The organism is Streptomyces sp. NPDC107471 (assembly GCF_055582845.1).
Map to the genome: position 1 here is coordinate 685,469 of NZ_JBVJPC010000001.1, position 13,467 is coordinate 698,935.

The window sequence follows — 13,467 nt, forward strand, 5'->3', positions numbered from 1 at the left end:
GATGTCGCAGATGCCCCAGCAGACCGCCCTTTCGCGGTGCCCGAGCTGCGAGGAACCCCTCGAGTCGGGCGACCGTTTCTGCGGTGCGTGCGGATACGACCTGTCCGCCGTCCCGGCGCGGCCGGACGACCACCCGACCGTCGTCCTGGACGGCGCGCCGCCGGACGGCCCCTGGCCACCGGCCCCGCACCCCCCGGCCGAGCTGCATCTGCCCGGCGACCTGCGGGCCTCCGCGTCGGGCGAGCACGAACTGCCCCCGGTGCCGCCCCAGTCGGGGCCGGTGCTCGGATCACCGGTCTCCCCCGCCTCCGGTGTGCGCTTCGACCGTCCGCCGGAGCCCGACGAGTACCCCCTGCAGGCGCCGGACCCGCGGGTGGCCGCCGGACCGGCCGGCCATGCCGAGGAGACCAAGGTGTGCGTGGCCTGCCGCGCGGGCCGGGTCGACGGCGACGGCTACTGCGAGAACTGCGGGCACGCCCAGCCCCGGGAGCGCGACCACATGGAGCAGCAGGCCGGCCCGATCGCGGCCGTCAGCGACCGCGGTCTGCGCCACCACCGCAACGAGGACGCCTTCAGCCTCGGCACCGGCGTGCTGCCGGACGGGCAGCCCGTGACCTTCGCGGTGGTCTGCGACGGCGTGTCCTCCGCGACCCGCCCCGACGACGCCTCCCTGGCCGCCTCCCGTGCCGCGGCCGACTCGCTGCTGGCCGCGCTGCCGCAGGGCACGCACCCCCAGCAGGCACTGCACGAGGCGATCGTCGCCGCCTCCCGCGCGGTCAACTCCCTCGCCGGGGAACCGGCCACGGCCCGTGAGCACCAGCCGCACCAGAACGCCCCGGCGTGCACGATCGTCGGCTCGGTCGTCACCCCGAGCCTGCTGGTCGTCGGCTGGGTCGGCGACAGCCGCGTCTACTGGGTGCCCACGGACCGCAGTTCACCCCCGGCCCGGCTCACCGAGGACGACTCCTGGGCGGCGCAGATGGTCGCCGCGGGCCTGATGAACGAGGCCGAGGCGTACGCCGACGAGCGCGCCCACGCGATCACCGGCTGGCTCGGCGCGGACGCCTACGAACTCGACCCGCACACCGCTTCCTTCAAGCCGGACCGGCCCGGCGCGGTGGTGGTGTGCACCGACGGTCTGTGGAACTACGCGGAGGCGGCGGAGGAGATGGCGGAGGCCGTACCGGCCGACGCCGCCGCGCGCCCGCTGCACGCCGCCCGGGTGCTGGTCGGCCATGCCCTGGACGGCGGGGGCCACGACAACGTAACAGTGGCCGTCGTGCCGTTCCCGACCCCGGTGCAGGGGGCAGGATCGGCCTGAGGCCGCACCAACGGGGATGCCTCAGCGGGCCGGAGGGGACCGGTCCGCGATCATTCGTCGCCCCACGGCTGTGGGGTACGTGAGGGGGATGTGAGCAGGCATGGCCAATTTCTCGAAGTCGAACGTGCCGCAGTTCGCGATGGACGTCTACCAGAACGAGTACCTGCCGGAGGGCGGCCGCGAGGTCAACGCGATCGTCACGGTGACGGCGACCGGCGGCGGCACGATCGGCAGCGCGGTCGCCGCCCCGCACCTGTGGTCGGCGGGGCAGGGCCCCTCGGCCGCGGTCGCGGTCATGGTCGACTGCTCGGGTTCCATGGACTACCCGCCGACCAAGATGCGCAACGCCCGGGACGCCACGGCCGCCGCTATCGACACCCTGCGCGACGGGGTGCACTTCGCGGTGATCGGCGGCACCCACGTGGCGAAGGAGGTGTATCCGGGCGGCGGGCGGCTCGCGGTCGCCGACGCCACCACCCGCGACCAGGCCAAGCAGGCCCTGCGCAGGCTCAGCGCCGGCGGCGGTACGGCCATCGGGACCTGGCTGCGTCTCGCCGACCGCCTGCTGTCCTCGGCGGACGTCGCCATACGGCACGGCATCCTGCTCACCGACGGGCGCAACGAACACGAGTCGCCGGAGGACCTCAAGGCCTCCCTCGACACCTGCGCGGGCCGTTTCACCTGTGACGCCCGGGGCGTGGGCACCGACTGGGAAGTGAAAGAAGTCACAGGGATCGCCTCGGCGCTGCTCGGCACCGCCGACATCGTGGCCGACCCGGCCGCCCTCGCCGCCGACTTCACGCAGATGATGGAGACGGCCATGGGCAAGGAGGTCGCCGACGTGGCCCTGCGGGTGTGGACCCCGGTGGGCACCACCATCAAGTTCGTCAAGCAGGTCGCGCCCACCGTCGAGGAGCTCACCGACCGCCGCACCGAGGCCGGCCCGCGCGCCGGGGACTACCCCACCGGCTCCTGGGGAGACGAGTCCCGTGACTACCACGTCTGCGTCGAGGTCCCGGCCGCGAACATCGGCCAGGAGATGCTCGCCGCCCGGGTCTCCCTGGTCGTCCCGCAGCCCGACGGCAGCACGCAGAACCTGGGCGCGCAGGGGCTGGTCCGAGCCGTGTGGACCGACGACATGGTCGCCTCGACGTCGATCAACCCCCAAGTCGCCCACTACACCGGGCAGGCCGAACTGGCCCAGGCCATCCAACAGGGGCTCGACCTTCGCAAAGCGGGCGATATCGATGGAGCAACGGCCAAACTGGGTCGTGCCGTTCAGCTCGCGAACGACTCCGGGAACGCCGATACTGCGAAACTGCTTTCGAAGGTGGTGGACGTCGTCGATGCCACGACAGGTACTGTGCGACTGAAGGCGAAGGTCGAGGAGGCCGACGAGATGACTCTCGAGACCCGGTCGACAAAGACTGTTCGTGTAAAGAAGTGACGTAGAAGTTCCCTGATCCGAGAGGGGGAAGCGCCGACATGCCGACCTGCCCGAACGGACACCAGTCGGGTTCCGACGACTGGTGCGAGGTCTGCGGTCACCGCATGGCCGGTGCCGTGCCTCCGCCCCCTCCGCCGCCCGGTCCGGGTGGGGGCGGCTACGGCTTCCCGCCGCCCGGTGGTCCCGGCGGCCAGCCCGGTGGACGCCGGCACGGGTCCGCCGCACCGGACCCCGAGCCGGAGCTCTGCCCGCAGTGCCGTACGCCCCGTGAGGGCGGTGCGCCCTTCTGCGAGGAGTGCCGGTGGAACTTCCTGACGAACACGGCGACCTCGTACACCCCGGCCGCCCCGCGCCCGCCGGCCGGTTCCGGCGGCCCGCCCTCGCACTTCCAGCAGCAGTCCGGTCCCGGCCCCGGCCCGTCCTTCGGCGGCGGCGGTGACTCCTACGAGTACCAGGGCTCGCGTCCGTCCCAGGTGAACCGCCCCGCGGAACCGATCCCCTTCGGCTCGGAGCCGTCGGGCCGCACGGGCCCGGGCGGTCCCGGCGGCCCGCAGGGCTTCCCCGGTGACCCGGGGCGCCCCGGCGTCCCCGGCCAGTCAGGCCCCGGCGGTCCCAACGGTCCCGGTGGTCCCGGTGGTCCGGGCTCCTCCGGTCCTTCCGGTTTCCAAGGCGGCCCCGGTGGCCCCGGCGGTCCCGGTCCCTCCGGTTTCCCCGGCGACCCGGCCCGCCCCGGCGGTCCCGGCCAGCCCGGCCCCGGCGGCCCGCAGGGCTTCCCCGGTGACCCCGGACGTCCCGGCGCACCCGGTCCTTCCGGTTTCCAAGGCGGCCCCGGTGGTCCCGGCGGCCCCGGCCCCTCCGGTTTCCCCGGCGGCCCCGGCCAGTCCGGTCCTGGTGGCCCGGGCGGTCCCGGCGGCCCTGGTGGCCCCGGCGGCTACGGCTACCCCCAGCCCGGCGGCACCCAGGCCCCGCCCGGACCTTCGGGTCCCGGCGGTCCCGGTGGCCCGCAGGGCTTCGGCGGCCCTCCCACCCAGCCCGGTCCGGGCGGCCCCGGCCAGTCCGGCCCCGGCGGCCAACAGGGCTTCCCCGGCGACCCCGGACGACCCGGCCCCGGCGGCCCCTCCGGCCCCGGTGGCGGTCCCGGCGGTCCGCCGAACTTCGGCGCGGACCCCTCCCGCCCGGTCCCGCCGCCCCCCGGTCCGACCCCGCCCGCGGGCCCCGGCGCCACGAGCGGTGCCCCGCAGGGCTTCCCGGCGCAGGGCGCGTCCGCCCCGCCCGCCTTCCCGCAGGAGACCAACCGGCCCCAGCCGGGCGGTCCGTCCTTCGGTGGCGGCGGCGCCGACGACTGGGTCATCTCCCCGCCCTCCGGCAACGCCCCCGGCGGCCCCGGCCAGGCCGGTCCCGGCGGCCCGGGCGGTCCCGGCGGCTACGGCTACCCCCAGCCCGGCGGCACCCAGGCCCCGCCCGCGCCCCCCGGCCCGTCCTTCCCGCAGCAGCCGGCGACCTGGACGGCGACCATCGGCCCGGACCGCGAGTACTTCATGGCGATGATGCAGCGCTCCGGCCCCGAGGCCGCGGGCCTGAACCTGCCCGCCTACTCCCCCGAGCAACAGCGCACGCTCACCGGCAACCAGGTCACCATCGGCCGCCGCCGGCACTCCACCGGCGACACCCCCGACGTGGACCTGTCGGTGCCGCCGGAGGACCCGGGCGTCTCGCACCAGCACGCGGTGCTGGTGCAGCAGCCGGACGGGTCCTGGGCGGTCGTCGACCAGAACTCGACGAACGGCACCACGGTCAACGGCGCCGAGGAACCCATCACGCCGTTCGTGCCGGTGCCGCTCCAGGACGGCGACCGGGTGCACGTCGGCGCCTGGACGACGATCACGATCCGCCGCGGCTAGCGGACGGCCACGTCACCGGAGGGGCCACGCACACGGTCCCTCCGGATCGTCCAGCCACGCCCACTCCCGGTCCCCGCTGACCGTGACGCCGTACCGCTCGCGGCTCGGCTGCCCCTCGCGCTCCCACAGCGCGTACGCCTCCCGCGGTTCGAGGCTGCCGCGGCTCAGGGCCAGCAGGAAGCGGAACAGGTCGCTCTCCCGGGCCCGCCGCGGGAGACCGCTCGGGTCCGGCGGCTCCTGCTCCCGCCGGCCCGCGCCACGCAACGGCACGAAGTAGGCGGGCGTGTGCAGGAACCGCCCGTCGGCGTGCCCGGCGTCCCGCACGGTCAGGGCGATCAGGCCGGTGGCGAGCGGGCCCAGGACGCGTGCGCCGGGGCGGCACTGCGCGAGCCAGGCGGTGGGCACCGCATCCAGGGTGCAGGTGGCGATGATCCGGTCGAAGGGGGCGCGTTCGGGCACCCCGCGCGCGCCGTCGCCGGTGACGACGACGGGGTGGTACCCGGCGGCGGCCAGATGAGCTCGCGCCGCCTCGGTGATCTCCGGCTCCAGGTCGACGGTGGTGACGTGGTCGTCGCCGAGCCGGTGCGCGAGCAGGGCCGCGTTGTAGCCGGTGCCGGCACCGATCTCCAGGACCCGGTCGCCGTCCCGCACCCGCAGTTCGGCCAGCATCTTCGCCATCAGCGAGGGCTGGCTGCTGGAGGAGACGAGCTCGCCGTCGCGCAGCCGGGTGGCCAGCGGGGCGTCCGCGTAGGCCCCGCGGACCCACTCCTCCCGGGTGCGCGGGTCCGGGCTCTCGCCCCAGCGCCGCTCGTAGCCGCCCCTGACGCCGACGTAGTAGTACGGCACGAACAGGTGCCGGGACACCGCCTCGAAGGCCGCCCGCCAGGCCGGGTCGGCGGCCCAGGCCCCGCTCGCGTCGATCTCCCGCACCAGCGCGGCCCGCGCGGAGGCGGCGAGTCCGGCGAGGTCTTCCCTGTCGAGAGCGTGCGCGCCCATACCTCCACTCTGCACCCTGAGCGAGGGAGGTCCTAAGCCTTGAGTCCTCGTCCTGCCGGTCTGAGACCATGGTTGACGTGAAAGAGATCCGGCGCGGCACGCTTCAGACGCAGACCTTCTACGAGCAGGTCGGCGGGGAGGAGACCTTCCGCCGCCTCGTCCACCGTTTCTACGAGGGGGTGGCCGAGGACCCGGTCCTGCGGCCCATGTACCCCGAGGAGGACCTCGGCCCGGCCGAGGAGCGCCTCACGCTGTTCCTGATGCAGTACTGGGGCGGCCCCACGACGTACAGCGACAACCGCGGCCACCCCCGGCTGCGCATGCGGCACGCGCCCTTCGTGGTCAACCGCGAGGCGCACGACGCGTGGCTGCGGCACATGCGGGACGCCGTCGACGAACTCGGCCTGTCCGAGGAGCACGCGACCCAGTTGTGGAACTACCTGACGTACGCGGCCGCTTCGATGGTGAACACCCCCGACTGATCATCCCTCGTGCACCGTTCGTCGATCACCCCTCGGTGACCGCCGCTCACTGATTGCCGGATTCCGGTCGCGTGGTGCCGGAATCCGGTCACAATCAGGTCAAGCCCGCGCTACAGGCGCTTACCCGTGACCGGCGCCTCTGACATCCTCGCCAAAGATCTGGCACGACACGGCGGGGGGCCGGGTGACGGGGTTCGGGGGAATCGCACGTCTCGTGTTCCTGCGTGCGCGGGCGCACCGGCTGCTGCTCGCCGCCGCGCTGCTCACGGTCCTGCTCACCACGGCGGTCCTCGCGACCCTGACCGCCTACTCCGGCGCGATCGGCGACGCGGCCCTGCGCCACTCCCTCGGGGACCCGCGCAACACGGCCGACACCGCGCTGGTCGTCAAGGCCGACGTGCCCGAGGAGCGCCGCAAGGCCGCCGACAGCGCCGTACGCGACGTGGCGCGGCGGGCCTTCGACGGGCTGCCGGTGACCGTGCGGACGTTCCTGCGGTCGGGCCCGTACGCGCTGCCGCGGTCGCTCCAGCCCGAGTCCGCGCGGTCGGGGGACCCGGACCTGACCCACTTCGCGCAACTGGACCGCAGCCGGGTGCGGTTGGTCGAGGGGCGGCTGCCACGGCCGGCCGAGGGGCTGGTCGAGGTGGCGCTCCCGCAGGCCGCCGCCCGCACCCTGCACCTCGCCTCCGGCGCCCGCTTCACCCTCGCCGACCGGCTGCGCGGCCCGGCGGTACGGGTCGCGGTGACCGGCCTGTACCGGCCCGTCCGCGCGGCCGACCCGTACTGGCTCCTCGACGAGCTGCACGGCCGGGGCGTCAACAAGCTCGACTTCACGACGTACGGCCCCCTGCTCGCCGACCCCGGCGTGCTGGCCGACGGGACGGTGAGCGTCGGGACGTCCGGGTGGCTGGCGACGGCCGACTTCGCGACGGTGACCACCGCGCGGTCGGACGCGCTGCGCGGGTCGGCCCTCGCCGCGAACGCGGCCCTGCGCAAGGAGTCCTCCCTCGGCGGCGCCACGACCGCGTCGACCTCGCTGCCCGAGGTCCTCGACCGCACCGACCGCTCGCTGCTGGTCTCCCGCTCGACCCTGCTGATCGTCGCCCTCCAACTGGTGCTGCTCGCGGGCTGCGCCCTGCTGCTGGTGGCCGGGCTGCTGAGCAGCGAGCGCACCGGTGAGAGCCGGCTGCTGCTGGCGCGCGGCGCCTCCCGGGCCCGGATCGCGGGACTGGCCGCCCTGGAGGGTGTGCTGCTCGCGGCCCCCGCGCTGCTGTGCGCGCCGCTCCTGGCGGGCCCGCTGACCCGGCTGCTGGCCGGGCGGGGGCCGCTGGCCCGGATCGGGCTGCACCTGGAGGTGCCGTCGGGCGGGCGCCCGGGGGTGTGGCTGGTGGCGGGGGTGGTGGCGCTCGGGTGCGCGCTGGCGGTGACCCTGCCCGCCCTGACCTCCTCCTTCGCCCGCGGCCGGGCCGCGGGCCTGCCCGCAGCGGTGCGCGCGGGGGCGGACCTCGGGCTGCTGGCCGTGGCCGGGGTGGCGTACTTCCAGCTCAGCCGCCAGACCTCCGGTGCCGTGTCCGACGACACCTCCGGCACGCTGGGCGTCGACCCGCTGCTGGTGGCGGCGCCCGCGCTCGCGCTGCTGGCCGGGACCGTCCTGACGCTGCGGCTGCTGCCGCCGCTGGCCCGGCTCGCCGAACGCCGGGCCACCGGCGGACGCGGGCTGACCGCGGCCCTGGCGGGCTGGCAGATCGCCCGCCGCCCGATGCGCGGGGCGGGCCCGGTGCTGCTGCTGGTCCTCGCGATGGCGCTGGGCATGCTGGCCATCGGACAGGGCGCCTCCTGGGACCGTTCGCAGTCCGACCAGGCGGACTTCCGGGCCGGGGCGCCGGTGCGGGTCCTGGTGTCCGGGGACGCGGGCATCGGCCGCACCGAGCAGTACGCGGCCACCGCGGGCGTACGGCGGACCGCCCCCGCGGCCCGCTCCGAACTGCCGCTGTCCGGCAGCCGGGTGGCGACGGTGCTCGCGCTGGACACCGCGCACGCCTCGATGCTGATCCGCCCCGACCTGCACTCCGGGCCGTTCCTCCAGGGCCTCGCCCCCGAGGGCCCGACCGTGGGGGTGAGGGTACCCGCGGGCACCGCACGGCTGCGGCTGACGGCGAGCATGCGCAGCGCGGTCCCGAGCACGACGGCGCAGGTCGCCGTCACCCTGATCGACGACTACGGCACCCCCTACCGGATCCCGGCCGGCGAACTCGCCGCCGACGGCCGGACCCACCCGCTGGACGTCTACGTGTCCGGGGGCCCGCTGACCCTCACCGCCGTGGAGCTGGTGGTGTCCGTGCCGGGCGGCAAGGCCGACCGACAGCGGCTCACCGTCAGCGAGTTGACGGCCAAGGGCACCGACGGGGCGGTGCGCCGGCTCCCGCTGCCGACCGACTGGGACGCGAACTCGCAGAACGACGGGGCGAGTTCGCTGCCGGACCCCAAGACCAAACCCACCGCACCGCGGCTGAGCTCGGCAGCCGGGCGGCTGAGCGTGGCCTACGGCACGGGGTTCATCCCGTGGGACGACCAGTGGAGTTCGGGGTCGCTGACGGTCCGGCTGAAGGCCCCGCAGCCGAAGGCGCCCGGGATCACGGCCGTCGCCACCGAGAGCTTCCTGGCCTCCGCGGGCGCGGCGGTCGGGGACCTGGTCGACGTGCCGCTGGACGGCGAGACGGTGGGGGTGCGGATCGTGCGCACGATCCGGGAGCTGCCCACCGCCTCGGACAGCGGCGGGGCCCTGCTGATCGATCTGCGCACGGTGAACCGCGAGTTGCAGGAGCGGTCCGGGGGCGGTGTGGAGCCGACCGAGTGGTGGCTGTCGACGGAACCGGGTGCCTCGGACGAGGTCGCGGCGGCACTGCGGGCCCGGCCCGACATGGACCCCGCGCAGGTCGTGGTGCGGGACGAACTCGCCGGCCAACTGCGTGACGACCCGTTCGGGGCGGGCCCCGAGGCCGCGTTCGCCGCGGCGGCCGCGGTGGCGGCGGCGCTGGCCGCGGTCGGCTTCGCGGTGAGTTCGGCCGGGTCGCTGCGGGAGCGCGGCGCGGAGTTCGCCGTACTGCGCGCCCTGGGTGCCCCGCGGCGGCGGCTGGCCCGGGCGGTCGCCGTGGAACAGGGCGTCCTGGTGGTGCTGGCGCTGCTGGTGGGCGCGCTGCTGGGCGCGGCGCTGACCCGGGCGGTGGTCCCGCTGATCGTGCTGACGGACGAGGCGACCCGGCCGGTCCCGCGGGTCCTGGTCCAGCTCCCGCTCCCGCAGGCGGCCGCGCTGCTGGCGGCGGTGGCCCTCGCCCCGCTCCTGGTGACGGCGGCACTCGCGCTGCGCCGGGCGGATCCGGCGCGGGCACTGCGTGAGGGGGGTGAGTGAGGTGAGGTTCTTCAGGAGGGCCGAGCCGGGAGTCCCCGGGGCGACCGTGCCCTGGGTGCGCACCCGGCTGCGGACCGCGCCCGGCACCGCGTTCTGGCTGGCGCTGCTGGTCGCGCTGACCGCTTGCCTGGCGGCCGCGTTCCCGCGGGCCGTCGACCGGTACGAGGACTCCGGACTGCGCGCGGCCGTCGAGCAGGCCCGCCCCGACCGGACCAGCGTCCAGGTGTACGCCCCGCCGCCGTCCGTGATGCTGACGCCGCCCGAGCGGGAGGACGTGCTGCGCCCTGCCCTGCTGGCCCGGCAGTACGCCAAGGTCCGCGCCGAGGTCCCGCCTGCGCTCGCCCTCGACAGCGACCAGTCGGCGTACGGTGTGCGCACCACCCTGGACATCCCGGTGCCGGACCCGTGGCTGCCGAGGCCGACCGGCAAGCCCGCGGAGGTCACCCTGGTCGCCCAGTCGGGTCTCGGCGCCCACACCTCGGCCGTCCGGGGACGGCTGCCGCGCGCGGCGGCGGACATCACCTCCGCCGCGCCCGAACTGGAGGCGGCCGTCAGCGTCGAGACGGCCAAGTCCCTGCACATCAAGGTCGGTTCGGTGCTTCACCTGCCCGCGGCCGGCCGCACCCTGCCCGTCCGGGTCACGGGCGTCGTCACCCCGCGCGACCCGAAGGGCGCCTACTGGGGCACCCGGCCCATCCTGCGCTCCCCGTCCCTGATCCGGGAGCCCGCGCCGTCCGTGGACATGCACTGGCTCGGCGCCCTGCTGATCGCCCCCGAGGCGGCCCCGGCCCTGCTGGCCACGCCGGGCCGCCCGGAGCGCTACTGGCATCTGGCGCCCTCCGAGGACGTCCTCCGGGCCCGCGACACCCCGGCCCTGCGGTCCGCGCTCGCCTCCCTGGAGGCCGGCCCGGCGCTGCGGAAGACGCGCCTGCGGATCGACGGCCCGCCGACCGAGCTCACGCAGATCACCGGGCAGACCGAGATCCTCACCGACCTCGACGAGGTCCTCATCGCCTACGACCGGTTCCGTGCGGGGGTCGCCCCGCTCGTCGCGGTCGCCGCGTTCGGCACCGGCACGGTCGCCGCCGTCGTCCTCCTGATGGCGGGCGGCCTCACCGCCGAACGCCGGCGCACCGAACTCGCCCTGCTGCGCGCCCGTGGCGCCTCCCTGCGCGGTCTCACCGCCCGCCTCCTCGCCGAGACCGCGGTGGTGGCCGTCCCGGCGGGCGCCCTGGGTCTGGCCGCCGCGCTCGTCGCGGTCCCCGAGGGCCGCCCGCGGTACGCGGTCGCGGCCGCCGCGGCGGTCACCGCCGTCACCTGCGCGGCCCTCCCCCTCCGCGCGGCGGCCGCCCACCGCGTGGTCCGCCTCCACACCGGCCGCGAGGACATCGCGGCCGTACGGCCGTCCCGGCGCCGTGCCGTCGCCGAGCTGACCCTGCTGGTGCTGGCGGTCGGAGCGGTGGCGTCGCTGCGCCGCCGGGGCACGTCCGGCGGGTCCGACGACCTGGTCTCGCTGGCGCCGGTGCTGGTGGGCGTGATCGCCGCGCTGGTCCTGGTCCGCCTGTACCCGCTGCCGCTGCGGGGCCTGGCCCGGCCTGCCGCCCGGCTGCGCGGTGTCCTCGCCCATCTGTCCCTGGCCCGGGCCGGCCGCACCTCGGCCTCCGCCGTCCTGCCGCTGCTCGCCCTGCTGACCGCCCTGACCACGGCGGCCTTCGGCGGCTCGGTCCTCGCGGGCGTGGCGGAGGCCCGCGACCACGCGGCCCTCCTCGCGGTCGGCGCCGACGCCCGCGTGGAGACCTCGACGCCCCTCCCGTCGGGGCTGCCGGACCGACTGCGCAGGTCACCGGGGGTGAGCGAACTGTCCGCGGTGAGCGTCACCTACGACGCCAAGCCGGAGAACGGGGCACAGTCGCTGCCGCTGGTCGGGGTGGACCCCGCGGACTACGCGGCCCTGTCGTCCCGGACGGACATCGGCGCCTTCACGGCGGCCCGGCTGCGGGACGAGGCCCCCGGCGCCACGGTCCCGGCGCTGGCCTCCACGGCCACCGCCCGGACGTACGGCACCCGGCCCTTCCCGGTCCTCCTCCCGGACGGCAGCTCGGTCACCGTCCGCATCACCACCGTCCTGAACCGCACCCCCGCGGTGGCGGGCACGGACTTCCTGGTCGTGAACCGCGCGGCGCTGAACCCGGCGACCGCGCGGCCGACGGCCCTGCTGCTGACGGGCCGGGACCTGGACGGGGCCGCGCTGCGCGAGGCGGCCCCCCGGGCGGCGTCCGTGCACCTGCGGTCCGAGGAACGGCGGCGCTACGCCGACTCCCCGCTCCAGACCGGCGCGGAGGGCGTCTACGCGACGGCCGTCGCGGCCGGCACCGGATACGCGGTCCTGGCCCTCCTGCTGTCCCTGTTGCGCACGGCCCCCGAACGCACCGCCCTGCTGGCCCGCCTGCGCACCATGGGCCTGACCCGGGCGGCGGGCCGCCGCCTGCTGATCCTGGAGTCCCTGCCCCAGGCGGTCTTGGCCGCGCTGGGCGGCGCCCTCACGGGCTGGGCCGCCATCCACCTCCTGTCCCCCGGGATCGACCTGACCGCCATCGCCCTGCCCGCGGCCGAACCCGCCGACGGCGGAGCGCGGTTGCGCACGGACGTCCTCTCCCTGGCGATACCGGCGGCGGGAGTGCTGCTGCTCGCGGTGGGGATGGGGATCGGCCAGGCGTGGTGGTCGGGAAGACGGGGATCGGTACAGGAGTTGCGGGCGGGGGACGCGAGATGAACGACTCCGCGTGGGCGGGACCACGGGATGAGCGACTCCGCGGCGGCAGGGGACGCGAGATGAACGACCTCGCACGGGCGGCGACCACCCCGGCGGCAGGGCCGCCCCCGGACCACGGCACCCGCCCGACGGCACAGCGCGGCACATCGACAGGCGCCCCCTCAGGAGACGGCCAGTGACCACGAACCCCACCCTCACCGACCTCGCCCACAAGGCGACCCGGTTCCGCGACCGCCCCGCCTACGGCCACGACGCCCTGATCACCTGCGACCGGCTCGTCCGCATCTTCACCACGGACGGCGTCGAGGTCCAGGCCCTCCAGGGTCTCGACCTCCTCGTCCGGGAGGGCGAACTCCTCGCCCTCGTGGGCGCGTCCGGCAGCGGCAAGTCCACCCTCATGAACATCCTCGCCGGACTGGACACCCCCACCGCCGGCGCGGCCAGGGTCGCGGGCCACGACCTGCTGACCATGACGGCGAAGGACCGCCTGGCCTACCGCCGCAGGACGGTCGGCTTCGTCTGGCAGCAGACCTCCCGCAACCTGCTCCCCTACCTCACCGCCACGCAGAACATCACCCTGCCCATCCAGCTCTCCGGCTCCCGGACACCCCGCCGCGCCCAGACCGAACGCGCCCTGGAACTCCTGGAGTTGCTGGAGGTGGCCGACTGCCGCAACCGCCGCCCGCACCAGATGTCGGGCGGCCAGCAGCAGCGCGTGGCGATCGCCGTGGCGCTGGCCAACAGCCCCGCGGTCCTGCTGGCCGACGAGCCGACGGGCGAACTCGACTCCCAGACCGCGGAACAGATCTTCGCCGCGTTCCGCACCGCCAACGAGCAGCTCGGCACGACGATCGTGATCGTCACCCACGACCAGGCGGTGGCGGGCGAGGTCCGCCGCGCGGTGGCCATCAGGGACGGCCGCACCTCCACGGAGGTCCTGCGCCGCAGTCAGGTGGACGCGGCGACGGGCGACGAGACCCTGGTGGCGAGGGAGTACGCGATGCTCGACCGCGCCGGCCGCCTCCAGCTCCCGAAGGAGTACACCGAGGCACTGGGCATGCGCGACCGGGTCGCGTTGGAACTGGAGCCGGACCACATCGGCGTGTGGCCGGACGACAGCGACCGGGACTGACGGCCG

At 75.8% G+C, this 13,467-nt stretch carries 8 protein-coding genes; 7 read left to right on the forward strand and 1 reads right to left on the reverse strand.

The window, feature by feature from the left end:
* The first annotated feature begins 1 nt into the window (after nt 1).
* From ACZ66S_RS03035 to ACZ66S_RS03045, 3 genes are all read left to right on the forward strand, one after another.
* Nucleotides 2-1,321 carry a PP2C family serine/threonine-protein phosphatase gene (locus tag ACZ66S_RS03035; RefSeq protein ID WP_469899204.1) on the forward strand — a complete coding sequence of 440 codons (1,320 nt, stop codon included), beginning with the start codon at nt 2-4 and terminating at the stop codon, nt 1,319-1,321.
* A 100-nt stretch (nt 1,322-1,421) separates the two neighbouring features.
* Nucleotides 1,422-2,768 carry a vWA domain-containing protein gene (locus ACZ66S_RS03040; RefSeq protein ID WP_469899206.1) on the forward strand — a complete coding sequence of 449 codons (1,347 nt, stop codon included), beginning with the start codon at nt 1,422-1,424 and terminating at the stop codon, nt 2,766-2,768.
* A gap of 38 nt (nt 2,769-2,806) precedes the next feature.
* Nucleotides 2,807-4,669: an FHA domain-containing protein gene (locus tag ACZ66S_RS03045; RefSeq protein WP_469899208.1), complete on the forward strand. Its 1,863-nt coding sequence runs from the start codon at nt 2,807-2,809 to the stop codon at nt 4,667-4,669.
* 12 nt (nt 4,670-4,681) lie between these two features.
* Here ACZ66S_RS03045 and ACZ66S_RS03050 read toward each other — a convergent pair whose 3' ends face one another.
* Nucleotides 4,682-5,665, reverse strand: coding sequence for a methyltransferase domain-containing protein (locus tag ACZ66S_RS03050; RefSeq protein WP_469899210.1), 984 nt, complete (start codon nt 5,663-5,665; stop codon nt 4,682-4,684).
* Between the two features lie 68 nt (nt 5,666-5,733).
* Here ACZ66S_RS03050 and ACZ66S_RS03055 point away from each other — a divergent pair, with 68 nt between their 5' ends.
* The 4 genes from ACZ66S_RS03055 to ACZ66S_RS03070 all read left to right on the forward strand — a co-directional run bounded on the left by ACZ66S_RS03055 (nt 5,734) and on the right by ACZ66S_RS03070 (nt 13,461).
* Nucleotides 5,734-6,147: a globin gene (locus ACZ66S_RS03055; RefSeq protein ID WP_469899211.1), complete on the forward strand. Its 414-nt coding sequence runs from the start codon at nt 5,734-5,736 to the stop codon at nt 6,145-6,147.
* Between the two features lie 214 nt (nt 6,148-6,361).
* Nucleotides 6,362-9,556 (forward strand): FtsX-like permease family protein, encoded by a 3,195-nt coding sequence (locus ACZ66S_RS03060; protein ID WP_469899213.1) that lies wholly within the window; start codon nt 6,362-6,364, stop codon nt 9,554-9,556.
* On the forward strand, nt 9,549-12,329 hold the full coding sequence (locus ACZ66S_RS03065) for an ABC transporter permease (RefSeq protein ID WP_469899215.1): 2,781 nt from the start codon (nt 9,549-9,551) through the stop codon (nt 12,327-12,329). Before ACZ66S_RS03060 ends, ACZ66S_RS03065 begins: the two co-directional genes overlap by 8 nt.
* Before the next feature lie 175 nt (nt 12,330-12,504).
* Nucleotides 12,505-13,461 carry an ABC transporter ATP-binding protein gene (locus ACZ66S_RS03070; RefSeq protein WP_469899217.1) on the forward strand — a complete coding sequence of 319 codons (957 nt, stop codon included), beginning with the start codon at nt 12,505-12,507 and terminating at the stop codon, nt 13,459-13,461.
* The last annotated feature ends 6 nt before the right edge of the window (nt 13,462-13,467 follow it).